The sequence below is a fragment of the Grimontia sp. SpTr1 genome, from assembly GCF_947387585.1.
Classification (GTDB): Bacteria; Pseudomonadota; Gammaproteobacteria; order Enterobacterales; family Vibrionaceae; genus Enterovibrio; species Enterovibrio indicus.
Window position 1 is genome coordinate 503,569 of the sequence record NZ_CANDOD010000001.1, and the last position, 24,986, is coordinate 528,554.

Sequence of the window (24,986 nt, forward strand, 5' to 3'; positions counted from 1 at the left end):
TGATCGGAATGGTCAGCGCGTCATCTCTTGTTGAACATTTATTGAGCGATTTGTTATTAATATACACAGTCAACTGGAACGTTCCAGTTATTTATGTATATTTAAGTGAAGAGAGAGTATTGAAATTGAGAGTCTGCAACTATTCATCGTTCAGATATCCTTAATGTCATCAAATGGATATGACCTCTGAGTACAATTATCTTTAGGTTGTTTGGGTATACCAGTCAGGAGAAAGTGTTGGTTAAAAAAGAGAACGCAAGAAGCAAAAAGCCGACAGTGATCGATGTTGCAAAGCGGGCTGGTGTCTCCAAATCGTCAGTGTCACTGGTCATTCGAAATGCGAAAGGCGTGGCTGAGGCAACCCGCGTTCGTGTCAGAGAGGCGATGGATGAGATCGGTTATGTATATAACCGGGAAGCTGCGGGTTTAAGGAGTAAAACATCCACACTGGTCGCCATCATTGCCAATGACTTAGCCAACCCTTACCTGGCACAAGTGATCATTGCGCTTGAGGCACGCCTTGATGAGTTAGGCCTGACACCCATCATTGTGAACATCAATGAGAGCTTATCGCGTCAGCAATCTATCGTCGCCTCGCTCAAAGAATACAATGTCTGTGGCTATTTGATTGTCCCGGCTCCTGACACCTCTGCGGAATGGATGCAATCACTTGCATCGAATGGCAGTGCGATCGTCACCATGATGCGGCAAATCGACGGGGGAGGCGCACCCACTGTCATGCCTGATAACAGACAGGGCTGCTATATGGCGACAAAACACCTTCTTGCTCTGGGTCACCGACGCATCGCCTTTGTGGGCGGTGTTGAAAGCATCTCTGACTACCGAGAACGCCGACAGGGTTTTATTGATGCCATGGCAGAAGAAAACGTCCCCATCCAAGACGGTGACATTTTGCCAGGGTCTACCAAACGCTTGGGTGGTAAAGAATTCACCCACCAATTACTCGATAAAGACGACTCAATCACAGCGATGGTGTGTTTCACCGACGTGGTCGCTTATGGCGTCTATGGCGCGCTTCGCGAGAGAAACCTGCTGCCTGGTCAAGACATTGCGGTGGTGGGTTTTGATGATTTGGATGACAGTCGCTTGCTTGCTCCCTCGCTAACAACAGTAAGAGTGAGTGCCGAATCATTGGCGCATGAGGCATGCCGCCTGTTAGGAATCATTCTGGAATCAGACGGAGAAGCGTTTCAAAGCAATCACAAGGTACTCATTGGCGTAGAGTTAGTGGTGCGCGATTCGACGCCTGCCTTAAACGACATATAAAGTCGCCATTATTGGCTTTCCCATTTTTGAGCGGGGGAGGGCACGATCGGTGGTGATAATATCGAATGAGTTGTTCGTTAATGCAGTACCTCCTATGAACAAATCAAAGATACTCCTTGTCGCGATTACCCTGATATTGCTCCTGATGGCGTCATTCAATGAATATGCCATCTACGACGAGTATTTCGCTTATCGAGCCGATTACCTTGCCTACCTGCTATTTGGTTACGTTACCTGCCTTTTTGTTTTACTGAACAACAAAGTCGGTAAATGGATGCTCATCATCTTTTATTTGATGCAGTCGGTGACACTTCTCCCTGACTACCCAGACTTCTACTTTAAAACAGGCATTTCGATTTACGTCTCCATATGGGATGGCGTGATCGACTCTCCCGCAGCGGATAGGGTCGGTTTTTCCATCAATGCACTGGCGATGGGCATGATCGCATTGACCTTTGCTTTCTTGAAAAATGAGCCGCGTGACAACCAAAAAGCGAGCGAGAAGCAGCCAGAGCAAGAATCTAAAGTTTCTAGGGGCTGTTGACCTTTGGTGATGGATAAAAACAGGATTGTTGTATGACGTTTGCCAAGTACGGCCTTTTTACCTTTCTTGTCCTGTTCCTGACGGGGTGTGAAGAGATAGACCGCAGTGTGAGTTCCTCTCTTTGCTTTAACGAAGCGCTAGACAAAGAGGGAGCAGAATACACGGTGGACTACATCTACCGATTGAAAGACTCACACAACTATTCCTATGGCGCGGGTGAGAAAGTGGTAACAGGAGGTGAAGTATCAGTCCCCAGAATGCCCGGCGAGAAAGCGACCCAATTTTTCGTTTATAAACGCAAAAAACACAAAGATGGGCACTTCTATACCCTAGACCCAGATAAACCAGAAGAAATCTCTTTCTCCACTTACAATGTGTTTTACGGGTCGATTGAAGGAAATGAAGATTGGTATTACTTCCCTTCAGGAATTCAGGGCAAAGATGATTTGTTCAAGGGGGAAAAATACAAATCAGAAAATATCATCAAGTATTTTATTGATGGTGTGGAGCAACCAGAAGTAGAAGTAGAAACGACGGTGACCTTCTTAGGTATTGAAGAGCTGGATATCAATGGCCACATCTTTCCAGCGTGCAAAAGAATAATGAGGATGGAAGGCTCTTTGGAAAACGGAAGAGAGTTCGATTTTTCTCTCTTCTCCTATGTCGGCGTTGGCAATGGAATCCTGATTGATCTGGACGTTGAAGATGGCTGGGAGGTGGTATCTTTTGAGATCACGATTAATGGTGAGAAGGTTTTTCCCTTGAGTGAAGGGGAGTAGCAGCCATGTGTATGGCTGCTTGGTTGTTCTGGAGTGCTTGTAGATGCCTATCCAAACAACTAAGTAAGCTGGCATAGAACCCCGTTTGAACTGAAGTGCATGTCCACTAAAGGTCCAGAATCACTCTTGAAGAGTTTGTTAAAAGTACATTACCACCCGTACTTATAGCGATCATATATAGATGCTAACTTTCGATAATAGCTTGAGTAAGTGGAGTTACATTGCTCAAATTTTGTCTCATTCTCTTTAAGAAACTCTTTCACAGCCTCTAAATTGATAGCATCTCGCTTTAAAAATGGGATATAAATAGCAGCGTTTTCAGGAGTACAAGTAGCGATAATTTCTTCACTATTCTTGTTTTTATGATGTTTCACGAAAGGTCTAGCGTGAGCTTTAACTTGCAAACTAGCCATGTCTCTTAGAACCCACTTGTCAAGAGCCAATCCTGATGCTTTGTATTCCTCTAGGGAAGTAATCCCCATGCTACGAAGGTATTTAAAAACGGGCACATTTGCAGAATACCTGCCAACAGTAGGAATTACTTCACTAACCACAGCCGTAGCATCAAGCTCTCTGTCGTTAAACATCAAGTCATGAAATAAGTCGATAATAGACAATACCTTATAGCCAATCTTACTTATTTGTTCTTCTTGAGCCGCCGCAACTCCAATACCGACTACAAATTCGACGTCTTCGTGCTTCTCAACCTCATCAATCCCTACAACACAAATTTTCTTTTCCGGAGCATTAGACTGAACTAAGTTGTAAAGCTGTTCTTTACAGTAACGCAATATACGAGCGGGTATTTTTCGTTTAGTTGCATCAATAGCCTCATATATTGATGAAAAATCGTTGGTTTTAACTAACACGATTGGGATTTGGACGGAATTAATAGTAAGGTATGTGTCTGATATCCCCTCAATATCTCCCTCGCCTAATCTTTGCACAAAGATTAGATTTTGCCTCAGTTGATTTATGTTTTCTTTTCCAATGCATAGCGATATCGCACTCAATAGATCGCTAATGTTTTCATCAGATAATGAGTAGCCAATGAAAACTACAGGATGCTCTACGAAAATGGTAATTAGCTTTGCCGCTAAATAAGCGTTCTTCGCATTAAAGTCATGGTAGTCCTGATCTGTTAAAACCAAACTTCTTGGTCTATGACTACTACCATGTATTTTATAGATTTCACCAATCGATTGAGGGTTTGAAAATAAAAGCTCATTTTGGCCAGTATAAACACGATAATCAGGGAAAATTTGTTCAAGGAAACAATCCCAGTTAGTTGTTATAATACCATCGACGTTTAAATTGGATAACAGTTTAATTTCATCTTCGTAGGGGTTACCTTGTACCTTTTCTTCATCGATATTGGATAAATATTGTGAAACCTCAATGCGCAATGCAGAGGTTGAGTCTGTAACTCGCTCACTATATTTCGCTCGGCTATCAGCATAATCGTCAGAAACCCACCAAACTTGATTAAAATCCTCGGCAATTAATCGAGCAGCAGTAGGATATGTTCCATCCCCTGAAGCAAGGTAATATTCAAACGGCTTTCCCGAAACACAGTAGCGTTGAAGTAATCCTTTCCAATCTTCTAGTCCAAGATATCTTCTTGAAAAGCCAGAACCAACAAATAGGAACGGACCTGCGTTCCTTGTTTGAAAGACATTGACTAAATTATCTTTTATTGTCACTTTTATCGATACCTCTGAAACCGATATGTATTTTTAACGCCAAGATAAGTGGTGAACAACGCCACCACTAAAACTAACCATACCACTTTAAAAAACCAACGATGGAATGAAAAATGCCACGCATTGGGAATTATTCTTAAACGTTTATTTTAATCTTTGTTACTCAAATCTAATTGTCATATTGACCGTTTCACTGATTTCTTGACCGTCAAAAACGTAATAAACCTTTGCTACGATGACACCTGCTTTTTTATCTCTGAGATTTTCTCTACGCCAAACAAGTTGATGAGGACTTACGTAAATTGAAGCGGGTTCAAATTTCAACTTCATTTCAGCAATGTCACCAATATTCTCTAGGCTAATTGTGTCTAGTTCAACGTTGGTTAATTCAACCCTCTTTTCAAATTGAACTTCAGGAGTACTAAAGTATTGCCCGTCTAACTGAAAACTTACTAGTTCAGCTTTTTTAACCAGCAATATAGGGGTCTTTCTTGCTTGAATTTGAATGGTTGCAACCCACTTGCTTGTTCGGTCATCTGAGTGCTTATCAATATCAAAGATGACGTCATCAGGTACCACATGAATCAAACTACTACGACTGTCATTAATTTTAGTATCTAGGCTCGTTACTGTCATATTTGTCGAAGTAGACATTTCAAATGACCAAATACCGATTGCTAAACCAATTAGACCTATAAGAAAGCTTGGTATCGCTAGAATCCCACCAATATAAGTACATCTTTCGAGAACTCCCCAACGACTCCAATTTTCTCGATTAATGCCCCAACTTCCCATGACTTAACTACCTGACTAACAAAAAGAGACTGATTTTATATGAATGGGTGTTCCGATTAAAACCTAGCGCAGCATTAAGGTATGAGCAGTGCTTGCCTAAGCTTCGAGGTATGCGAAAACGGCAAGTGTTGCTAACCACTCTTAAATGCTTTGTTAGGCTTTTGTCCATACATCTCGTGCAATCTCTCTTTGCTTAGATACTTCATGAGTCCTATCTTCTTGGTGAATTCGAAGCGCTTGTAACTCTAACTCTCTAAGTCGCTTCATTCTTTCAATAAAAAAATTAGGAAGCTTGAGAAATTTTGAAAGCTCAAAATGATTGATTTTGGGGAAGTCGGATTGCATCCAATTAGAATATTTAGTGGTAGTATAAATCTCGGTAAGAACTTCATCTATGAGTTTATCTATATAGCCACTTAACTCTGCAGGATATAGGCAGTTATTGATACTTTTCTGTGTGAATGTTAGGGGTGGGTCAATGTGTATAGTATGTATTTTTTTCCAATCGTCTGCTCGCATCTTCTCAACACTAGCCACCAATTTATTTACTTTATTTGAAATGAATGAGTTTAAATCTTCTTTAAGCTTAGGCAGATCTCCTCCGCGCGAATGAACCAAATAGATAGTTTTCGGAAAGAATTCTACAAAGCCGGAAATAAACTCACTTGGCATCTGATTCCAAAATTCAAACATATTCTCATAAAATTTACTTAATTCACATTCATACAATTCTACTATTTCTTGTCTTTCCATCGTTTGTCTTCTGAAGCCTTGTATTAAGTGACAAAGTGTCGGAATTAAACACGACAATATGTCATTTTTGATCACAAAGATGTGTCTCTGGTAACTGCTGCCTTAGTATACAGTTATGAAATTCAGCATTGATTGGAGAAAGCTGAGGTAATGGCATATCTCTTATCGAATTGAAGATGCGCCTAACTCTCTTATAGCATCTTTACTCCATGCTACCGCTCTTTACTTTTCGGCACGTAACACGCCATATAGTGTCTGTAATTTCCGGCGTGAATATACCACCAAGCACTGATATGCTTACATGATTTCGCTCGCACTTCATCTCGTTTGGTGAGTTGTTCATCAATAAAAATGTAAGGTTTTATTTTGAGATTAATATGGGGTTTCAATTAACCCGTCTTTAACCCTTTAATCACCAACACCTGCTTTTCCAACACCAATTTATCCGCTTCATTATTGGTCTTTTTCACATTCACCCATTGCACACCTGTGGTGTCGGCATGGTTGATTTCTAATTGCAGGGAATACTTGGCGCGTTTGAAGGTAGAAAATGCGCCTAAGCCAGTCAGAACAAGTGCCAGCCCAAGCACACCTTTGTTCTGAAACTGGGAGTAGGCGAGCCAGACACCGCCGGAGAAGATCCAAATCCAGAAGAAGATATAGAGCAGGTTATCCAGTAGGGAGAGCTGTTTGACTCTGGCATCTTTGATTTTCCAGAGCGCATATTGGTCTTTGCGGAAGTGGAAGAATTCGTGGTCGATTTTAAAGTCGTCATCTTTCAGCATGTTGGGTCAATCCTTTAACCAAATTGGTAGCGATTATCCAACGCGTTAATAGTTTTGAAAAAGGAAGGTCTTTTCAGGTGAGAATGCCTTCAAAGAATCACAATATTGTGTGCGTGTGACATCAAGAAAATGGAGGGGTCATTGCATGGTGTGAGAAGCACGACGACGGTTTTAGCAGGACAGACAAAACAAGAGAAATAGGGCAGATAGTATTTCCCTTATTGAGTAAACCGCATATTTGGGTGACTATTTGGAGGAGTTCAACATTGGCGTTGCCGCCTAATCGACTTCCGGCTTAATTTATCTAAATTGCAGGCAATAAAAATATCAGCCAAAGACCTGATTGTTTAAGGACAGAATAGAGAGAGGACGATTAGCTGTCAGGTAAACGTATTCCTGAGACTCTCTGGCGCTGAAGAAGCGGTAATGCTGCTTTAATGGCGTTACCCGTCCCCACCATATTACCAGCTTCGATGTTTGAGGTTGTTCTTAGCCAAAGGGACGGTTCAATACCAAGGCGTTCCAGTAATGGTGGTAATTTAGCATCTATCTGGCCGCGCTTATCATCACGAACTTGCCTGCCCGTCCATTCAACCAACTCCAGATAGTCCAATAACCGAAAGGGGATACCGTCTGGCTGGTCTTTACGCGGATATCCCGCGAAAACATGTAAGCCTTCAGCATTCACCTGGTCATTTCTCAGTGCTTCAATTCGGGCTTTGACCGACGTGTACTCAGAGGACTCAGGCGAATCGGCGATATCAGCGCGTATCGGGTTGAGGTCAACATAGGCCATCGCGGCAGCCAGCGCCTTTTCATCCAACAATGCTTGGCTCTTAAAACGCCCTTCCCAGAAGTGACCAGTGCACTGGTCTTCACGGTTTGCTTCTGCAGCAATGTATTGATTTAGCAGGCGCATAAACCAGCTGATAGAGGTTAAGCGTGCTCGCCACGTTTCAATGAATTCCAGACATCGTTCATTTTCAGCCTCTGACATTTCTTCACCCCGCATAAAGCGTTGTATCAGCACAGGGCCTTGATGAAATGCTAACCACCGCTCGGCCACCTCTAATGGTGATAACACCATGGCTCTCTCTATGTTGATATGCAAAACGACGTGATAATGATTGCTCATAATGGCGTAGGCGCACACATCGATACAGAACGCCTTCGATAATGAGAGTAGACGTTTCTCTATCCATCCTCGACGGTGCTCAAAGCACTTACCCTGTGCATTGTCAAAGCCGCAAAGAAATGAACGGCGAACGCAGCGAGATATGCAGTGATAGTAAGTTGTGGCTTCAGTATTAATGAGCGAGGAGCGAGCGGTTGTCATGGCGAATTCGAATACTTATGGTCATCATTGAATTCACTTACACTAACTGAGTTGGCCTACTCCTGCTGGATAAATGAACAGGTATGAGGCGATGTGCAAGCATGCATGAAACTGATAATTCGAACTTTTTCTAAAAGTGCCTGTCCTGCGAGTCTTTTTTTTAAAAATTACAAACAAGACATGCAACCAAAGACCTTCCATGACGACCAGCATGCTTCTTATGGCTATGCCATTGCCCCATTGAAAAAAGAGGGATTTGATTCACTGCACATATTGAATAAAGGTTGGTTTGATTTCTGGTTACACAACCATGAACTTAAAACGCCTGTGCGAGAGCGATCTATTTATATAAACGAATTAATTAATGTCATTGGCATTTTAGACTGATTACCTTAACACAACCCGACAATATTTATCCTAAACCATTTTTTACAACAAGCTCCGATAAACATAATTCCCTTTTACCTTGAATTAGGTTTCGTCGAGCTGCCATGAAGACTTTTCCCGAATGAAATGATGACAGCGAAGACTCTTAAATAGGCTTATTTGCTGTCCAAAACCAAATTTTTGGCAAAAAATCACACTTCTTATTTTTGAGTATATTTCAACTAGTGCCCCGTGCTCTACTTGTGCGGATATTCAAACCACAATGGAGAGAAAGTTTATGACATCATGCGCGTACCCAATTTACGAACCAAGAAGCATTGAGGATGGCGTTGGGGAAACCATAGGCCCATATAATCAACGGTATGCTATAGGCACAAATGGAGATGATGGTTTTCCTTTTTTGGCGGATTACACCTATGGTTTCGGAGGAGATGATTCGTTTCAAGGGTATGGCTGTTTTTTAGGTGGTGATGGAAACGACTGGGCAGAGCTGTTCGATGATTTTGGTGGCCGCTTGATGGGTAACAATGGCGATGACTACTTAATTGGAAGTAAGTATGGTAACTATCTACACGGTGGCAGAGGTGATGACACAATCTTTGGTGGGTACTATTCCGAGCCTAAAGACGATGATGCACTTACTTACTTTCAAAGTATTGCCGGTGATAGAATTTATGGCGGAATGGGGAGTAACAAGTTATTCGGCTCAAATGGTCATGATTATATCAATGGCGGCTTTTCTGACATATTTGCAGGTAAAGGTAGTTATCTTAATGGTGGCCAAGGGCAAGATACTTTAGTAGGAGGTTGGGGTAGTGATACTTTTGTCTTTGATATTGAAGACTTCGTAGGTAATCAGTACGTTAACTTTATCCCCCGTGGTGAACATGGCATCATCTATGCCGCAGGCCAAGGTTTCGACACTCTCACAGATGCACGTGGTGAAATTGATTTTACAGGTGCAACCTACAGAGAGGAAAACTCTACAGAATCCGGCAATGTGATAAGCGGAATTGAAGCAGTTGTTGCTACCGCCACCGCTGGGACTGTCGATGATGTTTTAACCATTAATGCTTATGCTATTCAAGCGCACTCAGATTCTGATACTGGTGATGATTGGGACTCGTTTATTGCACATCTTGGTCATGGTGAAGACACATTTAACTTAGTAGGGATCGGCTGGATATATTCAGAAGGCACAAATGCAACAGTTCATATCTCACCGGAAATGCTCGCACTGGCTGGTTTGTCTGAAGAGCAAGGTTCGGAACTGAATGGATATGTATTCGAACAACGTTTTAGTGGCGATACAATTACCGTTTGGACAGATGCTGAATATGGTTTTCTAAATGGAGAGGCCTTTATTTGACTCCATTCAATTAGGCAACGATAGCTATAAATTACCACAATGAGCCTGGACAACCTTTCAGGGGGTTGAACAGGCTAGATTGATTTTTGGTTACGTCATGATGAACATAAAACTTCCGGCCGGAGAGTTCTGTTTTTCAGAACCGTTTGTTCAATGTAATGCTCGTTTTCAAGTTAATTTTTTTGCGACTAAACAATAACATCACATCTGTTTTCATTTCCAGTCCACGCAAATATTCGATGGACCTTTATTTTGAGATTAATATGGAGCTTAAATTAGCTGGCCTTTAACCCTTTAACCCTTTAATTACCATCACCTGCTTCTCCAACACCAATCTCTCAGCCTCACTATTGGTCTTTTTCACATTCACCCACTGCACACCAGTAGTGTCGGCATGGTTTATTTCTAATTGCAGGGAATATTTGGCGCGTTTGAAGATGGAAAATGCGCCTAAGCCGGTAAGAACCAGGGCCAGCAATAGAACAGCTTGGTTTTGAAACTGGGAGTAGGCGAGCCAGACACCGCCGGAGAAAATCCAAATCCAGAAGAAGATATAGAGCAGGTTATCCAGTAGGGAGAGCTGTTTGACTCTGGCATCTTTGATTTTCCAGAGCGCATATTGGTCTTTGCGGAAGTGGAAGAATTCGTGGTCGATCTCAAAGTCATCGTCTTTCAGCATCTTGGGTCAATCCTTTAACCGATTTAGCGGTGATTATCCAACGCATTGATAGTTTTGAAAAAGTAAGGTCTTTTCAGGTGAGAATGCCTTCAAAAAATCACAACATTGTGTGCGTGTGACATCAAGAAAATGGAGGGGAGTTGCATGGTGTGAGAAGCACGAAGGTGTGGAAACCTTGGGGAGATTTCCATCAATTTTAGTGATGTGAGCACTAATATCGACAAGCCTACCTATCAAACACTGTAGGGATACTTAGACTAATAATCTGAATATTAAACAGTCAGATGCAGGGATAGAGATGGTGGATTTTGTTCAACCTTACAGCGATACCGTTTTGGTATTGGGGCTTACCGGTTTTATTTTTTTCATTCAATTGATGGTTGCCGATGTGATAAGGCTGAAGGCGAAGTGTGTTCCGGGCTACCCGATAGAGCCAAGCCATTCGAGCATTTTGTTCCGGGCGACCCGCGCTATTGAAAACAGTAACGAAAGCGCGGCGATTCTGATCCTTTTCTCGCTGTTTGCCATCCTTTCTTCTGCCGACCCAGATTGGGTAAATACCAGTGCATTTATCTATTTCGGCGGACGTGTACTCCACATGCTCTGCTACTACCTAAACTTAAAACTCGGCCGCAGCGTAGCCTTTGTTATCAGCTTGGTAGGCTTGCTGGGCATGTTCATTGCGGGGATTAAAGGTTGGGGCTGATTATTGTTTCTCTGGTAGTTGGGGTTATCGTCAGCTACCTGATTTTCAGTGTACCGAAAGATAAACGAAGTCCTTTATGGTTTGGGGCCTCGATTGTGTTGGTGATGGGTATCGCCATCTGTTCTTACCCACTGGCGACGCCACATATCCTGGTTTCTGACTACTTGCCGATTGAGCAGTGCGAAACCACAGACTATGAACTGCGAGATTACCGCACCCCAAAAAACAGAGTTGTTTTGGATTTGGCGAAAAGCCAGCAAACCTTTTCTATGACCATTGACGGTAGCTTGGGTTATTGGGTCGATGATAGAAATCAGCTCAAAGCCAGAAAAGGGCAGACCGTTTCCATTACACAATGTCCGTATTTCGGTTATCCGCACCTGTCGAACATGGTCGCGCAAATTGCGTTAGCGGATTCTGTGATTTATCAATATCGTACTCAATCAGAATTTGAAGAACAGGCCGACACCAGCAAGATGTTTGGCTTTATCGGCTTCCCGTTGTTTTTGCTGCTGTTGATTGTGCTGAATATTTATCTGCGCCGAGATGATTGAGGAAAGGAACTTCAGTGAAAGCCCGTTGCCCTGAGTGTAAAACCGATACAGACACATTACCCCACACAGGGGTTTGTTCTGCATGCCATCAATTCTCAAATGATTGGCTTATCGATGACTGGACGCAATTCATGAAAATGAAGAAATTCTTGATGTGGTGTGACGTAGGAATGTTCTTAATGGCGTCGTTGTCTCTGGGTTTCTGTCTTTTACTGTCCTCGGATTATCTGGTGTTGTGGCTGGTCAGCCTCGCCATTATTCCTGCGTCTCTCAGTTTCCACTCTAACTATCGCGCAATTAATAGACCAGATGATTATCAAGGGCATACGAGTAAGGATATGAGTTCCTGGATCCCACTGTTCTGATGAAAACAAAAACGCTGCCCGTTATAGAAACTGATGAGCAGCGTTTTAGGTTCAGAGTTGTTAACTCTTGTTGGATTGTGTTCGTGATTACAAAACGCGAAGACTCTTAATCCAGATGTTGCTGGTTTCACCGGTTTCAAAGTTCAGTCTCGGTGAGAGATAGATGTCTTGAACGTTATCCAGGTTCAGCGCAATCTTCTTGGTGCTTTCTGGCGCCCAGCTTGGTTGTTGGAAGTCATCGGCGTTCAGTTGAACCGTCGTCCATTGGTCAGAAGCTGGGATAACGGTTTGATAGTGAGCGTAAGAACCATCACCACTTGAACCAAAGTCTGACTGAGAGAACTTCACTGAAACATCAGACTCAGAGCGGTAAGTAATTTCTACCACCGACACGCCAGAAAGCGCAGTATCTGTCGCGCAAATCAATTCCACGAATGGCCAGTTTTTCCCTTCCTGTTTGGCCGACAAGGTGAACTCTACTTGAATCTCACCATCTTGAATCAGAGGATCCGCCGCTCGGAAACTGGAGCCAAAACTGTCTGTCGCCGCTTTCCAATTCGCAACATCAAGCAGGTTCTTGCCCTTAATGCCATCTGCTGCTTGAGCGAGTGGTGCCACCAATACCGCAAAGAGTAACGTCGTGAGAAGGATAGCGCCGTTTAAAAAGCGTTTGTTGTTGATGAGATTCATAATAAAAAACCTATATTGTGTGTGGTCTCACCAATATGGGTTTTGCTGAAAAAAGAATCACTTACTAACGAGTTAAACTACGAGCCGCATCATCTTGCGGCTGGTTGAGTGGACATATTTGCGAAGCTTCAGGCTTCCTTCATCTCAAACCACTCCCTGAACCATTTGGCGAACTCGCGAGCAGGTGGTTTTAGCGGCACGTCTTTTCTCGATACTAAATAATAGCTGGAAGCAGAAGGCATGGAATGTTCGTCGATTCTTATCAACTCTCCGCTGGCAATGGCGGACTCTGCTAACACGCTGCGGGCGAACAACACGCCGTGTCCTTCAACGGCTGTCTTTTGAGCGTATTGGTATTCATTGAATCTCAGGCTTTTGTAGCCTTCCACATCGAAGTCTTCGAATTTACTGAGCCATTGCTGCCAGCCAGGTTGAACGTTCACCAACTGTGGGCTCGAATCGATAATCATGGCGGAATGGTCTAGCAGGGTTTTTAAATCGTCGCTTTGCACGCGCTCCAACAATTCAGGACTGACGCAGGGGAAGATCTCTTCATCGGCGATTTTTTCGAACACTAAGCCTTCATCATAAGGCTGATACGTATAGCGAATCGCGAGGTCGAGAGATTGGGCGCGGAAGTCGACTTTGCTGTTGTTGGCATCCAGCGTCAGGCTGAGGTCTGGGCAGGCGGCGTAGAAGTCGGGTAGGGCTTCCATCAATCGTAAATAGGCGAAGGATGAAATAGCACTCACGGTGATTTCACTGCTGGCGGCGGCAGAACGAATTTGGTGAGTGGTGGCGAGCAGTTGATCGAAGGCAGTGGTGCTGGAGGCGGCAAGTTGACGGCCGATGTCTGTCAGTTCCAGTTTGCCACCGCTTCGATGAAACAAGGGCGCACGAAACCAGGATTCGAGCTGTTTGATGCGCTGGCTGACAGCCGAAGAAGTGAGGTTAAGCATCTGCGCCGCACCGGCGATGGTGCCGCTTTTTATCACTGCATCAAACGACACCATAGCGTTCATCGGTGGAATATCCTGAAACTTGCTCTCGTCCATTTTTCTTCCTCGTGTTCCTTTGCGATGGCAGGTGTTTAGCTGCGCTTAATGCCCGTTAACTATGATAAATATCGCGAAAGGCGCTTTGCCGTTAACGTCTTCATGATGCTCGCACACAGGTGAAGCGAGCACAAGGAGACGAAATGATGCAGCCAAATACTATCGGTAAAGTAGAAATGATTCTGGCGATGATGCTTTCGAGCACCATCGGCGTGTTTGTATATGAATCGGGGCAGTTAGCGCTCAATGCGGTGTTTTATCGCTGCCTGTTTGGATTCATGTTTCTCGGCTTTTACGCTTGGATGCGCGGCTATCTGATTGCTTCCAAGGTCACGGGGAGAGAATGGTTGTTGATGTTGGCAGGTGGCGTAACGCTGGTGCTGAACTGGTGTTTTCTGTTTACCTCTTTCAGCTTCGCGCCGATTGGGGTAACGACGGTGGCTTATCACACCCAACCCATTTTTGTGTTGTTGATTGCGGCGTTGTTTTTGCGCGAACGGTTTGAGGCGCACAACTGGCTCTGGGTACTGGTGGCGTTTTCTGGCGTGCTGATGATTGTGAATCCGTTCTCCAGCGGTTGGAGCGAAAATCTGCTCTGGGGGATTGGCAGTGCCATGGTAGCTGCCGTGTTGTATGCGATAACCACCCTGATCACCCGTCGGTTGAGCCACATCAAACCGCACTTGATTGCGACCGTGCACTTGGCGCTCGGCACATTGATGATGGCGACTTTCGCGCCCGTTCAGGAAGTGCCAGCAGCAGGTGATCATTGGTATTGGTTACTGGCGCTGGGATTCTTGCAGACGGCAGTGATGTACATTTTGCTTTATGGCGCATTCCAGAAGCTGGAAACCCCAATGATTGCAGTGCTGGCCTATGTTTACCCAGTAGCAACAGTGATGGTGGATTATCTGGTTTATGGCAATGCCATTACGCCACTGATGACGCTCGGCATGGTAGCCATTCTCTTCGCGGGCTTTGCAATGAACCGAAATATTCGCCCGTTCCAGTGGTGGCGGAAAGCACAGACCTGCTGATTGGCTTCGGACGTTGGCTTAATAACCACAAGGGACAATATTATCCCTTGTGGTTAATCAGAGTGATTCGAGCCAGGCGTTTTAGTGGTAATTAGAAAACAAATTCCATCGTGCTTTTCAAATCGCCTTTACGCTCGTAAACCCGAATTTGGATGCGCTCCTGAGTCACGCTTACTCTGGTGAAGTTATCGCCAGAAAATACGTTAGAAACGGTACCCAACGGATAGGCGTTGTCATCAGTGGCAGAAGCAACGGAGCCTTTGAGTTTGAATTTGCTCCGTTTCATGTGCGGATATGGCCAGTAGAAGGCCGAAGAAATAATGGAATAGATGTTTAATTGTGGTTCACCGGGCGGGGCGATATTGAGCTCAGCAGACATGGAGCAGTGGACATCACCCGCGAGAAAAACGACTTTCTGCACATTGTTGTCGCGGATGCAATTGATGATTTGGTCGCGTTGCTGTCTGTAGGCGCTCCATTTGTCGTCGTTTTCTTTCTTTAAGTCCGGGAAGAAGGGGACAGAGGTCGCGACGAATTTTACGCGACCAGAGCCATCCGCCAACCAAGCCAACAGTGCGTCCATTTGTGCTTCACTTATCATCTCTTCATCTTCTGGGTCCCGCTCAGTGCGAGTGTCTGTCACGAAGAAATCACAGCAGCCATCTTGGAAGGCATAGTAATAACGCTCTGTTGAGCCAGACAGCTTTCCATCGTTGTTAATGGAGAGCAGCGGACTGTGGCTCATTTGATAAATCTGATAGGAGTGGATGGCAGCAGGGTATTTGGTCGTCATATCTTTTGAAGTGGCTTTGCTCGGCCAGTTGTCTTCAATTTCATGATCATCCAGCGTCATGTATGTCGGGACTGAGCTCATCAGTTTTCGAATGTGTTCTTGACTGAAGGCGTCTCGATAGCGTGCCAGGTACTGGTCGACACATTCATCGGGGCTGATAAAGTTGAGATCATCCGCGTAGATTTGGTCGCCGACCATCAAAAATCTGTCGACCGATTCCCCATCTTCCATCTGCTTTAAAATCGATCGGAATGTTTTGTCACCACGATTATCAAACCAACTTCCACCAAAGAGGCGTAATAGGTAACGGCATGAGCCGAAGACAAATTGTTTTGGCGCATGGATATCGTTGCTGGCGGTTTGGAACTCGCCTTGGTCTGCATCTTTCCAATCCCACTTTGTGGATGCTTTGAATTCATCGAGTTCTTTATCAGAGAAGATCCAGCCAACTTGATAGATGTATTTGGTGTCGGGCTCTAAGTCCTGAAAGACGGCTATCCCCGTCATATCGAAGTTTGGGTTCATTTTGAAGATGGAAGGGGAGCGGAAGCTGCTGCCTGCTTTGCGTATTCGCGCTACACCAAAGGCTCGCCTTGGCTGTCCGTTATCAAGTTTCTGGTGGTCTGCACGGCCAAATATACGGGCCGTGTTTTCGTCTACGTGACCGACAATGGGGCCGACCGAAAGCTTGTTGATTGACGTCATTGCTTATCTCCAGTGGTTGATATTGTTCTTATTAAGTGGTGATGCCTCTGGCTAATTGGGGGTGTATACGAAGTTTGTGTTGAGCGCCCAAGAAGGCATATACACGACTATAACGTGCCACATAAGGGATAAAGTGGTGACAGATCGACTATGGAAAAACGCAAAGGAAAAGATAAAGCGACTTGCGAGTATGAAACACTTGCCTAGATTTCATGCACTTGAACAGGGAGCGAAATCTGAGGCCTTGAATTATGCGCTCGTGGCACAAATAACGGGGTAATAGCCGCCAGTTCTGCGCGGCGCATTGATAAGCCGAGACGAAATCATGGCATACAGAAATACTGAAAAAGCGAAGAATGAAGCGGTTGAATGGGCCTTAACCCATGGTATGGCACTCAAACAAACCGCAGATTCTGCAAGGCATCCTGCATTCACCCTTACGCCGACGGCTATTGACCAATCCCGCTATGAGCATCTGACCTCTTCCGTTCACTTACTGGGCAAACTGGTGCATGCGGTGTCGGAAGATTCGCATTTTCTTCATCACGCGATTTCGCCTATTACGACGGGCAATATCTTTTTCCGTGCACTGCTGAAAATGCATCAGCAAATTCACCAAGGTGATGAGCCTGCCCGAAGGGTACCGCTGCTCATGATGCGCAGTGATTTTATGGATGACGCAGAACTGGGTCCGAAGCTGGTGGAGTTCAATGGTATTGCAGCGGGTATGGGGCCGTTTGGTCAGCGAATCCATGAATTGCATGATTATCTGACGGTTCAATGGCCCGCGCCTTACGAAGAATGGGCGGCTGAGAAGCACGGGGAGTTGGTGGAAAACCGCGCCTTGGAAGGGCTGGCAGACGGCGTCGCGACAGCAACCAAATCAATCAAATCGCACTTCGGCGACGAGGGAAGGCCAACCTTTTTGATGGTGGTGCAAGATCATGAAGATAATGTGTATGACCAACACTTACTGGAACATGCACTACAAGCCCGCGGCATAAGAACTGTGCGTCGTACCTTCCGTGAACTCTATGATGGGCTGTTTACCGGTAAAGGGCATCGCTTATTGTTAGACGGGATTGGTCCGATTGATTGTGTTTACCTGCGGGCGGGCTATCAGTTCAGTGACTATGTGGCGCATGACATCATTGATGTCGCCTGCTGTGAAGCGTTGTCCCAAACCCGCGTGATGATTGAAAAGCACCATGTGGCGGTAAACGCGACGGTTAGCCAGCAATTGGCGACCAGCAAACGCGTTCAAATGCTACTTTCCTCAGCATCTGCAGAATCCTTGATGCAGTTCGGGCTGACGGAAGAAGAAGCGCAGACCGTGAAGCATTTCCTCGGTGAGATGGTCGCGGTTGACGAAAACAGCGCCCAGCTTGTGGCGGAAAGTGATGTGGATGACTGGGTGCTGAAAAATCAGGGAGAAGGTGGTGGGCATTGTGTATTCGGTGATGACATTATCGCCAAGCTGAAAACGCTCGACCCACAGGAATACCAAGCCTGGGCATTGATGCGTCGTCTCCACCCAAAGCCAAGAGTTCAGCCGGCGCATTTGGTGCGCAAAGGTGAAATCTATGTGGTGGATGATTTGATCAGTGAAATCGGCTTGTTCACCGTGCACCTGAATGGAGAGCCTGTTGTTGATAATGGCGGCTATGCGGGATACCTCATCCGCAGCAAGTCGTCTAGGGTGACAGAAGGCGGCGTTCACAGTGGAATGGGCGCGCTGGATTCGTTGGTGTTTAAGGGCGATTGAAACTGCGCTCCATAAAAAATCCCACGCGATTCCGTGGGATTTTCCTAAATGACATCAAAGTTAGTTTCACGGATTAACCGAATATAAAGTGATCTTCTGTTAGGTACACAGCGTCTGTATTACTGAGTGTGATGGTAAATGATCCGTCATTCGAAGCGTTATCTACCGTTGCTTCGATGACAGTGTCGGTGCCTTGCTGGGAGATTTGCAGCAGACTGTAATCCAGTGTTGCTTCATGAAGCTTGAATGCAATGAAGTCTTCATTCACGTCAAAATCTGTAATGGTGTCGTGTCCGAAGTCGTTCTCGAACTGTGTCGTATGATGGAACATGAAGGTGTCACTATCTTCACCACCTGTCAGCAAGTCATTGCTCCAGATTCCTTGTAGCGTATCACTGCCTTTTCCTCCATCTAACACACCACTCCCTTCAATATGGTCATTGAAGTCAGTGCCAACAACGTTATTGCCGTTCAGGAAGAATTCAGTATTCGCAGAGGTTAATTCCGAGATATCTGTATTCAGTAGTGTCACAGAGTGACCTTCGGCGATATCGATGAAAGTATCAGATCCAGATTGAGCGAATTGCAATGAGGACAGATCAATATCTTGGGTTCCGAACACGCGATAAGAAATCACCAAAGCGTCTTCAGTGGCGTTGAAATCTCGGATTGTATGGTCATAGTCGCCGTAACGCCATGTGGTGACAACAAACTCTGTATTACCAACCCCCGTGGTGGAGGCATTCCAAGCTCCGATGTAGAAAGTATCTGCACCTTGACCACCTGTTAAGGTATCACTACCCAAGCCAGCATAAAGCTGGTCATCACCGTTCCCGCCATTCAATATATCGTTGTTGTAACCACTGGAGTTATCTGGACCCGCGACAAGAATATCGTTTCCATCCTCTCCTTTTAGGACGTCGCCATGTTCACCACCGATGAGTATGTCATCACCCTTACCGCCACTCAGCCTGTCATTACCGTCATAGCCATTGAGTGCGTCATCACCACTCCCTCCGACAAAAACATTATTTTGCTGAGGAAGGCCGCTGTACTGTGGAGCTGATATGTTGAAGGAAATGTCACGTTCGATGGAGAAATCTGACGCATCTACACCCATCAGAACAGTCTCTTTTCCATTTAACGACACAATCGTATTTTCACCATCCTGAGTAACATCAATGGCATATGATGAGGCGTCAACATTCAAACCTTCTAGATCGGGGTCAGCATCAAATCGAAGATGATCGATACCGGGTTGAAAGTCGGTGATATACTGCGGCGAATTGTCACCACCCTCAACATTAAACACGAAAGTGTCTTCCCCTAATCCGCCAGTAGAGACGTCGCTTGCAAAACGCGCATCATTGCCGTCACCTGCATCTGTGTAACGGAATTCTCTGGGTCCACTAATCCCTGACTGAGTTTCGACGAATTGATTGTCGGTTGAGCGAAACGCTAAGAACCTATCAATGGCATTTTGTGAATAGCTCACCATACCACTGTGATCGATGGCGTCATTAAACGAAAAGTGTGCAGAAGTCAGAGAAGTCGCATCAGTGTTATTTAATGTGATTGTTGAATCTCCAGAAAGCGTGATGACAGTAGTCATACCTACCTGGTCGATCGTCAGTTCGCTAAAATCCGAGGCAATTTGATTATCGATACTGATCACGTCTTTTTCGAGTTCGAAATCAACAATTCGATCGTGGCCTGAGCTTATCGAAATATCGGTACCTTTTTCTAAGGTAAAGTACAAATCTCTATTTAAGACGTTAGCTCCAAAGAAGAAAGTATCGCTTCCAGAACCTCCAAACAGCAGTTGGTCGTTGTGGTTACCAGACAGTAAGTCATTACCATCTCCGCCCCAAAGGCGAGTGCCCTGACCGAGGCTACCGACAACAAGTAAGGCGTCGTCTCCCGTGCCACCTAATGCCTTGTCCTGGTTCCCTAGGCTGATCAGAACGTCGTTATCTGAGCCACCGCGGAGCGTGTCGTTTCCATAACCTTCAATCCAATCTCTGCCAGCGCCGCCTATCAAAGTGTAGCTAGTGTCGACATTGCCGATTAACATGTCGTTGCCCGCACCGCCGACAGCCTTTTCGCTGTTTGTGATTTGGTCATTTCCTTCGCCGCCATAAGCTTGGTCATTTCCTGACCCACCGCGAATGCTATCGTGGCCTGCTCCACCATCAATAAAGTCATCTCCAGCGTTACCAGATAGTAAATCGGAGCCACCGAGCCCATATAAGAAATCGTTACCATCGGTGCCTTCGATGGCATCGGCCCCTTCAGTACCGGACTGAGAGAGTATGGTATCTGCTGAATAGAGAAATTGTGGTTGCGCTGAAGTCTCATCACTGGTTTTCGATGAATTATCTGTAGAATCCAACATAGTTGAAGACATATTTTCTTCCTGATTATTATTGTCCTGATGTAGAAGGTTTAAATTAACAATCGAGGTGGGAAAGTCTTGTTTTTATTTTAAGACCGAGGTTTTAAATTCATTTGTGTTTCATTAATAAAGCATTGAGTTGTAAATTATTAGTTTAAAACTTTCAAAGGTGATAACTTATTCTAATCGACGATGGTAATTTATTTTAATCAATGGGGGAGTTTATAGTTGCTTGTCTATATAAGTGGGTAAATTAAAATGTTTCATGGCTCATTGAGGTTGGGGTTCTGGTCGCCATAGAGTCTATCTAGAAATAAGGTATTGTAGGAAATGGCTTTTTCTTTCGCTAGTTCAGTTGATTTTTGTGCCTATTATTCCATGCAGTAAAAGAGGGGGTGTCGCTTTTATTGGGTGAATGATTTGGTGGTTTTTTTGAGGTGAAAGTCAAGTATATAAAAGAATTGTAAGCTTGAATTTAGAAATTGCTTCAAATTCGAGTTGGTTAGTGTTGTGTGGCTAGGTCAATAAAAAGCACTAATAAGAGAGATGAACACGAATTATGGCTTACATATCATTATGAATTCTTGTTCAAGTTCGTTGATACGAATAAAGCCGAGCTTTGAATAAAGCTTTTGCGCTGGATTGGTCTTAATAACACTTAATTGAACACTCGCTTTGGAATCTTTCGCGAGATCCAACAGGTTTTGAATAACCCGTCTGCCAATTTGTTTTCCTTGATAGTCAGGGTGAACCTGGATCTGAATCAGCTTCCACATATTGGTCTCTGAACAATATGCGGCTTTTATCAATCCAATCGGCTCGCCTGAATACTCGATGATTTCTGCGCAGTCGAATTGGTAGCGAATCCGTGCTTCGTAATTCTCTCTGGACGTTGGCATACCGACTTGTTCGAGGTACTTTCGCATCGTCAAGTCTCTGAGTTCGAAAAGAAAGTCCATGTCAGATTCAGTGGCTTTGCGGAGGGATATATCCATGCAGCGTCCTTTAGATCAAAGAAGTGAATATGCAAAGACTATCCCATTACCTACCCGCTATTTCAATGGGTTAGATGATTCTAACTATTCCTCGCCACCCGGTACTTTGGGGTAGGGGAATTTGATATGGCCGATTCGGATGACAAACACGGTGATCGCGAGGATAAGACCAGCAATGGTGATGGAGAGGATCCGCCAGTCATCCATGTTTTTCATATCCAGGATAAGGTAACGCGCCAGTGCAACTATTCCGATGTAAAGTGGCATGCGGACGGGTACTTTTCCTGATTCGAAGAAGCTGTGCACCATGGCAAGGACTTCGAGGTAGATGAACATCAGCAGAAGATCGCCGACTGACACGGTGCGGTTAACGATGACTAAATGGATTTCCTCGCCAATGGCATAGATTGTGGCGATCACAATCAGTACCAGCACGCAGTTCTCCATAAAGTGTATGACTTTAGACGTATTTTTGTTCTTGGGCATTTTCACCACCATCCTTGGGTAAAATGGCAGTGTAGCGAGAAGCGTTACAGTTGTGCCGTCTCATTGGCAAGAGCACACCCCTTCAATATTGAAGGAGTGCGATTATGAAGAGCGTTTGAAGTGGCTGTTATCGAACAGAAAGCAGGTAGTTCAACGCACCACGAACAGCAGCAACCTGCGCTTCATTACATTCTTCGTCGGTCACTTTCGGGCTGTCTGGGTACACTTCTGTGGTCGTACCGTATTGGCAATTGGTGAAGCCACTACACAAACCCAATTTCTTTGTTGGGTAGTTAATCACGCCTTCCTGCTCTACCGGAGTGCCAATGATATTGCCGTTTTCATCTGCTGGTGCAATGTGAGTGACTTTGCGCACTTCATTGATGATGGCGGTTTGGAATTCCGTGTTCGGCATGTCAGTGTCGCCAACGGTGTAGAAACCATCTGGCACCGTATCAGGCTCATATTCCTTGCCGTCACGCGCAGCCAGCGCAGGGCGGAATTCAGACTCGTCGGTGTCGGTGGTTTCGTGCAGATCGATATGGGTGAAGATTTCCACCCCCAGACCTTTTACCCAAGCCATCACATTCGCCGCTTCTTCTGAAGGGCTGTTTTCATAGAATGAGCGGTTAGGGTCGATTGTTTGTGGGTTCCATCGGTTGATGGTTTCATAACCCCAAGGGCTCACACATGGCGCAACCACCAAGTTGAAATGCTCGGTGTAGTTTAGTGCTTCTGTATCAAGAAACTTCAGTGCGCCATGAACACCACTGGTTTCATAGCCATGCACGCCACCCGTGATCAAAATGGTAGGTTTGGAAGCATCGAAATTGCGGCTGCGAATACCGAACTGTGGATAGCGAGCTTTGTTATATGAGAGCGCACCGTATTGCTCGACATCGAAACGATCTTTCAGTGCATTGATTTTTCCAAGCACTTCTTCTTGATAGCTGCGTTTGATGCTCACAGTGTGCAACCACTGAACTCTTTCTTTTTTGCCCCAAGGTTGACCTGGTGTACCGATCGGGTATGCGTTAGACATGCTTGTTACTGTTCTCATGTTACTTTGACGGTGTGATTATTCGCACCTTCCCCTTATGAGGCAAACTTTTTATCTAGTGACAGGCGTTTTATTTACTCAGCATCTGCCACGAGAAAACTTTCCAACCTGTCGGAAAGCCAGGCTGTCAGTGCGCCTCCACGTGCATCCATGGCGGTAATTTCACCATAAGGTTGCCATTGCATCGCGTTGGAATGGCGCATGACCTGCAACGTGCCACTACGAAGATACTTCCTCAACAGCATAGATGGCACATTTGACCAACCTGAACCATCCAACACCGCATCTCGAAGATGCTCGTAAAAAGGCAATGCGATGTAGTGGGGTGAGATTGGATCGAGCGCTTTAAGGCCTTCGTCATCCACGTAAGCGAGGGTGATTTCGGTATAGCGTTCCAAGTCTGCACGTTGTATACGTTTCATCGACGCTAATGGATGATCTTTGCGTACCACAGACATCATGCGTACCTGACCCAGTTTTTTTGAGTTAATGCGGCCAAAGGCGCGGGTTTCTGGCAACAGACCGAAAGCCACATCCACCATGTTTTCATCCACCATTTCGTATAGCTCTGGTGGGGGAGCCACGTAAATCGAAACGCTGGAATCGGGGAACTGTTGCTGAATTTCCCGCATGGTGGCGCGCCAGAATGATTCCGGCAGTGCATCATCACGGCCAATGCGAAGGGCGGATTCAATGCCACTTTCGAATTGTCGGCATTTCGCTTCGATATCCACGGCGGCTTGCAATAGGCGCTCGCAATCGTCATGCACCATTCGGCCAACATCCGTCAGTTTTACGCTGTTACCGGAACGGGCGAGTAACTCAACACCTAAACTGTCTTCCAAGGCACTGATCGCCGCACTCACCGTGGTGCGGCTTTTGTCGAGCTCTCGGGCAGCGCCGGCAATCGAGCCTTCTTCTACCGCGGTCAGAAACATTTCTATTTGGCTACTACGCATATCTGCATACCGTTTCATCAATCCTGTGGAAATTGATTCTACGCCTAAATATTTCAGTGAAAAAACCTGGTGACGAAAAAGTTGTCGCTCAGCAACTCTTTGATTTTGTCGAAAGGGGTTATTGTGTTTCAAGAGCGTTAAGGAATACCCAAATTACCTCGTATAAACGGCCTTTCTAGGCCAATAAGAACTGCGCTAAATGGTAAGAGGTGGTTTGGTTATTCTCGCTACTGTCAAAATTTTTGTCACTTTGTGGGGATTTATGTCTTGTGAATATACGAAAGAACGTAACTTATTGAAGTTTTCTACCCTTGCCTGTTTAGGTTTCGCGGCAATGGGTATCGGCCTGGGCATCTGGGCGGGATCCATGGTGATTGTGTTCGACGGCGCATACTCTCTTGTCAGTCTGGCTCTTTCTCTGATGGCGCTGGCCGCAACCATGTACATTCGTAAGCCTGTGAAGAAATCAGGCAAAACAGAACAGCGAGTTTCTGCACGTAAGGCTGCAGTGATTGAATCGCTGGTGGTTTTGACCAAAGGTCTCGTGGTGGGTATTGTTTGTCTGGTGTCTTTCGCTTCAGCCATGCAGGCTATGTTCGACGGTGGCCGTGAAGTGAACGCAGGTTTCGCGCTGGTGTTTGGCGTGATCAACGTGGTGGGCTGTCTGGCAACCTACATGGCGGTTCGTAAGCAATCCGGTAAACGCCCTTCAGCGATTTTGAAAGCAGAATCAAGCCAATGGCTGATGGACACGGTGATCAGTGCCGCTGTATTGGTTGGCTTCCTGGTCGCAGCAGGTCTGATGATGAGTGGTCTGGAAGAATATGCGGTATACGCTGACCCAATGATGGTGATTCTGGCTTCGGTTTACTTCGCGACAGTGCCGATGAAAATGATCAGCGAGTCTTCGAAGAAATTGATGGCTATCCATCAAGAATCGATGAGCGAAAAAGGTGAGGGTATCCTTGCTTGACTCACGAAGAGTTAACCGAGGACGAAGAGTT

General features: G+C 45.3%; 24 protein-coding genes and 1 pseudogene. 11 read left to right on the forward strand and 14 right to left on the reverse strand.

What is annotated here, in order from left to right:
* The first annotated feature begins 234 nt into the window (after positions 1 to 234).
* The 3 genes from QL223_RS02340 (at position 235) to QL223_RS02350 (ending at position 2,610) form a co-directional block, all read left to right on the forward strand.
* Positions 235 to 1,287 (forward strand): LacI family DNA-binding transcriptional regulator, encoded by a 1,053-nt coding sequence (locus QL223_RS02340; RefSeq protein WP_281543765.1) that lies wholly within the window; start codon positions 235 to 237, stop codon positions 1,285 to 1,287.
* A gap of 94 nt (positions 1,288 to 1,381) precedes the next feature.
* On the forward strand, positions 1,382 to 1,831 hold the full coding sequence (locus QL223_RS02345; protein WP_281543766.1) for a hypothetical protein: 450 nt from the start codon (positions 1,382 to 1,384) through the stop codon (positions 1,829 to 1,831).
* 32 nt (positions 1,832 to 1,863) lie between these two features.
* Positions 1,864 to 2,610 carry a hypothetical protein gene (locus QL223_RS02350; RefSeq protein WP_281543767.1) on the forward strand — a complete coding sequence of 249 codons (747 nt, stop codon included), beginning with the start codon at positions 1,864 to 1,866 and terminating at the stop codon, positions 2,608 to 2,610.
* 149 nt (positions 2,611 to 2,759) lie between these two features.
* Here the strand turns inward: QL223_RS02350 and QL223_RS02355 are convergent, their stop codons facing one another.
* The 5 genes from QL223_RS02355 to QL223_RS02375 form a co-directional block, all read right to left on the reverse strand.
* Entirely contained in the window at positions 2,760 to 4,313 is a 1,554-nt protein-coding gene (locus QL223_RS02355; protein ID WP_281543768.1) for an SIR2 family protein, read from the reverse strand.
* Positions 4,314 to 4,472: 159 nt separating this feature from the next.
* On the reverse strand, positions 4,473 to 5,108 hold the full coding sequence (locus QL223_RS02360) for a hypothetical protein (RefSeq protein WP_281543769.1): 636 nt from the start codon (positions 5,106 to 5,108) through the stop codon (positions 4,473 to 4,475).
* A 153-nt stretch (positions 5,109 to 5,261) separates the two neighbouring features.
* A complete protein-coding gene (locus QL223_RS02365) occupies positions 5,262 to 5,861 on the reverse strand; it encodes a hypothetical protein (RefSeq protein ID WP_281543770.1) in 600 nt (199 codons plus the stop codon).
* A 389-nt stretch (positions 5,862 to 6,250) separates the two neighbouring features.
* Positions 6,251 to 6,646 carry a hypothetical protein gene (locus tag QL223_RS02370; RefSeq protein WP_281543771.1) on the reverse strand — a complete coding sequence of 132 codons (396 nt, stop codon included), beginning with the start codon at positions 6,644 to 6,646 and terminating at the stop codon, positions 6,251 to 6,253.
* Between the two features lie 373 nt (positions 6,647 to 7,019).
* Positions 7,020 to 7,982, reverse strand: coding sequence for a transposase (locus QL223_RS02375; RefSeq protein ID WP_281543772.1), 963 nt, complete (start codon positions 7,980 to 7,982; stop codon positions 7,020 to 7,022).
* A 177-nt stretch (positions 7,983 to 8,159) separates the two neighbouring features.
* Between QL223_RS02375 and QL223_RS02380 the strand changes: the two are divergent.
* Together QL223_RS02380 and QL223_RS02385 are read left to right on the forward strand one after the other, a co-directional pair.
* Positions 8,160 to 8,369: pseudogene (locus QL223_RS02380) on the forward strand (hypothetical protein); the annotation flags it as partial.
* Positions 8,370 to 8,646: 277 nt separating this feature from the next.
* The gene (locus QL223_RS02385) at positions 8,647 to 9,738 is read left to right on the forward strand and encodes a hypothetical protein (RefSeq protein ID WP_281543773.1); all 1,092 of its coding nucleotides are present in this window, start codon (positions 8,647 to 8,649) and stop codon (positions 9,736 to 9,738) included.
* Between the two features lie 286 nt (positions 9,739 to 10,024).
* Here the strand turns inward: QL223_RS02385 and QL223_RS02390 are convergent, their stop codons facing one another.
* On the reverse strand, positions 10,025 to 10,417 hold the full coding sequence (locus tag QL223_RS02390; protein WP_281543774.1) for a hypothetical protein: 393 nt from the start codon (positions 10,415 to 10,417) through the stop codon (positions 10,025 to 10,027).
* Between the two features lie 298 nt (positions 10,418 to 10,715).
* Between QL223_RS02390 and QL223_RS02395 the strand changes: the two genes are divergently transcribed.
* The 3 genes from QL223_RS02395 (at position 10,716) to QL223_RS02405 (ending at position 12,042) form a co-directional block, all read left to right on the forward strand.
* On the forward strand, positions 10,716 to 11,123 hold the full coding sequence (locus QL223_RS02395; protein WP_002536257.1) for an MAPEG family protein: 408 nt from the start codon (positions 10,716 to 10,718) through the stop codon (positions 11,121 to 11,123).
* On the forward strand, positions 11,114 to 11,677 hold the full coding sequence (locus QL223_RS02400) for a hypothetical protein (protein ID WP_281543775.1): 564 nt from the start codon (positions 11,114 to 11,116) through the stop codon (positions 11,675 to 11,677). Before QL223_RS02395 ends, QL223_RS02400 begins: the two co-directional genes overlap by 10 nt.
* Before the next feature lie 179 nt (positions 11,678 to 11,856).
* Complete coding sequence (locus QL223_RS02405; RefSeq protein ID WP_281543776.1) at positions 11,857 to 12,042, forward strand: hypothetical protein; 186 nt, start codon at positions 11,857 to 11,859, stop codon at positions 12,040 to 12,042.
* A gap of 87 nt (positions 12,043 to 12,129) precedes the next feature.
* Here the strand turns inward: QL223_RS02405 and QL223_RS02410 are convergent, their stop codons facing one another.
* Together QL223_RS02410 and QL223_RS02415 are read right to left on the reverse strand one after the other, a co-directional pair.
* Positions 12,130 to 12,732 (reverse strand): hypothetical protein, encoded by a 603-nt coding sequence (locus QL223_RS02410; protein WP_281543777.1) that lies wholly within the window; start codon positions 12,730 to 12,732, stop codon positions 12,130 to 12,132.
* Positions 12,733 to 12,860: 128 nt separating this feature from the next.
* Entirely contained in the window at positions 12,861 to 13,787 is a 927-nt protein-coding gene (locus QL223_RS02415; protein WP_281543778.1) for a LysR substrate-binding domain-containing protein, read from the reverse strand.
* A gap of 143 nt (positions 13,788 to 13,930) precedes the next feature.
* Here QL223_RS02415 and QL223_RS02420 point away from each other — a divergent pair, with 143 nt between their 5' ends.
* Positions 13,931 to 14,824, forward strand: a complete 894-nt coding sequence (locus QL223_RS02420) for a DMT family transporter (protein ID WP_281543779.1) — start codon at positions 13,931 to 13,933, stop codon at positions 14,822 to 14,824.
* Positions 14,825 to 14,915: 91 nt separating this feature from the next.
* Here the strand turns inward: QL223_RS02420 and QL223_RS02425 are convergent, their stop codons facing one another.
* Positions 14,916 to 16,322, reverse strand: coding sequence for an alkaline phosphatase D family protein (locus tag QL223_RS02425; RefSeq protein ID WP_281543780.1), 1,407 nt, complete (start codon positions 16,320 to 16,322; stop codon positions 14,916 to 14,918).
* Positions 16,323 to 16,647: 325 nt separating this feature from the next.
* Here QL223_RS02425 and QL223_RS02430 point away from each other — a divergent pair, with 325 nt between their 5' ends.
* The gene (locus QL223_RS02430; protein ID WP_281543781.1) at positions 16,648 to 18,087 is read left to right on the forward strand and encodes a glutathione synthase; all 1,440 of its coding nucleotides are present in this window, start codon (positions 16,648 to 16,650) and stop codon (positions 18,085 to 18,087) included.
* A gap of 73 nt (positions 18,088 to 18,160) precedes the next feature.
* Here the strand turns inward: QL223_RS02430 and QL223_RS02435 are convergent, their stop codons facing one another.
* The 5 genes from QL223_RS02435 to QL223_RS02455 form a co-directional block, all read right to left on the reverse strand.
* The gene (locus QL223_RS02435) at positions 18,161 to 20,494 is read right to left on the reverse strand and encodes a calcium-binding protein (RefSeq protein WP_281543782.1); all 2,334 of its coding nucleotides are present in this window, start codon (positions 20,492 to 20,494) and stop codon (positions 18,161 to 18,163) included.
* 545 nt (positions 20,495 to 21,039) lie between these two features.
* Positions 21,040 to 21,477 carry a GNAT family N-acetyltransferase gene (locus tag QL223_RS02440; protein ID WP_281543783.1) on the reverse strand — a complete coding sequence of 146 codons (438 nt, stop codon included), beginning with the start codon at positions 21,475 to 21,477 and terminating at the stop codon, positions 21,040 to 21,042.
* An 84-nt stretch (positions 21,478 to 21,561) separates the two neighbouring features.
* A complete protein-coding gene (locus QL223_RS02445; protein WP_002536240.1) occupies positions 21,562 to 21,963 on the reverse strand; it encodes a phosphate-starvation-inducible PsiE family protein in 402 nt (133 codons plus the stop codon).
* Positions 21,964 to 22,090: 127 nt separating this feature from the next.
* Positions 22,091 to 23,005: a M14 family metallocarboxypeptidase gene (locus QL223_RS02450; protein WP_281543784.1), complete on the reverse strand. Its 915-nt coding sequence runs from the start codon at positions 23,003 to 23,005 to the stop codon at positions 22,091 to 22,093.
* 92 nt (positions 23,006 to 23,097) lie between these two features.
* Positions 23,098 to 23,982, reverse strand: coding sequence for a LysR family transcriptional regulator (locus QL223_RS02455; protein WP_165012200.1), 885 nt, complete (start codon positions 23,980 to 23,982; stop codon positions 23,098 to 23,100).
* A gap of 262 nt (positions 23,983 to 24,244) precedes the next feature.
* On the opposite strand from QL223_RS02455, the gene QL223_RS02460 reads away from it, so the two are divergent.
* The gene (locus QL223_RS02460; RefSeq protein ID WP_281543785.1) at positions 24,245 to 24,955 is read left to right on the forward strand and encodes a cation transporter; all 711 of its coding nucleotides are present in this window, start codon (positions 24,245 to 24,247) and stop codon (positions 24,953 to 24,955) included.
* Positions 24,956 to 24,986 lie beyond the last annotated feature (31 nt).

Bases quoted from the DNA above. Each gene is read 5' to 3' on its own strand.
- QL223_RS02345 (WP_281543766.1), top strand. From the start codon at position 1,382: ATGAACAAATCAAAGATACTCCTTGTCGCGATTACCCTGATATTGCTC.
- QL223_RS02350 (WP_281543767.1), top strand. From the start codon at position 1,864: ATGACGTTTGCCAAGTACGGCCTTTTTACCTTTCTTGTCCTGTTCCTG.
- QL223_RS02360 (WP_281543769.1), bottom strand. From the start codon at position 5,108: ATGGGAAGTTGGGGCATTAATCGAGAAAATTGGAGTCGTTGGGGAGTT.
- QL223_RS02365 (WP_281543770.1), bottom strand. From the start codon at position 5,861: ATGGAAAGACAAGAAATAGTAGAATTGTATGAATGTGAATTAAGTAAA.
- QL223_RS02370 (WP_281543771.1), bottom strand. From the start codon at position 6,646: ATGCTGAAAGATGACGACTTTAAAATCGACCACGAATTCTTCCACTTC.
- QL223_RS02375 (WP_281543772.1), bottom strand. From the start codon at position 7,982: ATGACAACCGCTCGCTCCTCGCTCATTAATACTGAAGCCACAACTTAC.
- QL223_RS02385 (WP_281543773.1), top strand. From the start codon at position 8,647: ATGACATCATGCGCGTACCCAATTTACGAACCAAGAAGCATTGAGGAT.
- QL223_RS02390 (WP_281543774.1), bottom strand. From the start codon at position 10,417: ATGCTGAAAGACGATGACTTTGAGATCGACCACGAATTCTTCCACTTC.
- QL223_RS02395 (WP_002536257.1), top strand. From the start codon at position 10,716: ATGGTGGATTTTGTTCAACCTTACAGCGATACCGTTTTGGTATTGGGG.
- QL223_RS02405 (WP_281543776.1), top strand. From the start codon at position 11,857: ATGGCGTCGTTGTCTCTGGGTTTCTGTCTTTTACTGTCCTCGGATTAT.
- QL223_RS02410 (WP_281543777.1), bottom strand. From the start codon at position 12,732: ATGAATCTCATCAACAACAAACGCTTTTTAAACGGCGCTATCCTTCTC.
- QL223_RS02415 (WP_281543778.1), bottom strand. From the start codon at position 13,787: ATGGACGAGAGCAAGTTTCAGGATATTCCACCGATGAACGCTATGGTG.
- QL223_RS02420 (WP_281543779.1), top strand. From the start codon at position 13,931: ATGATGCAGCCAAATACTATCGGTAAAGTAGAAATGATTCTGGCGATG.
- QL223_RS02425 (WP_281543780.1), bottom strand. From the start codon at position 16,322: ATGACGTCAATCAACAAGCTTTCGGTCGGCCCCATTGTCGGTCACGTA.
- QL223_RS02430 (WP_281543781.1), top strand. From the start codon at position 16,648: ATGGCATACAGAAATACTGAAAAAGCGAAGAATGAAGCGGTTGAATGG.
- QL223_RS02435 (WP_281543782.1), bottom strand. From the start codon at position 20,494: ATGTCTTCAACTATGTTGGATTCTACAGATAATTCATCGAAAACCAGT.
- QL223_RS02440 (WP_281543783.1), bottom strand. From the start codon at position 21,477: ATGGATATATCCCTCCGCAAAGCCACTGAATCTGACATGGACTTTCTT.
- QL223_RS02445 (WP_002536240.1), bottom strand. From the start codon at position 21,963: ATGCCCAAGAACAAAAATACGTCTAAAGTCATACACTTTATGGAGAAC.
- QL223_RS02450 (WP_281543784.1), bottom strand. From the start codon at position 23,005: ATGTCTAACGCATACCCGATCGGTACACCAGGTCAACCTTGGGGCAAA.
- QL223_RS02455 (WP_165012200.1), bottom strand. From the start codon at position 23,982: ATGCGTAGTAGCCAAATAGAAATGTTTCTGACCGCGGTAGAAGAAGGC.
- QL223_RS02460 (WP_281543785.1), top strand. From the start codon at position 24,245: ATGTCTTGTGAATATACGAAAGAACGTAACTTATTGAAGTTTTCTACC.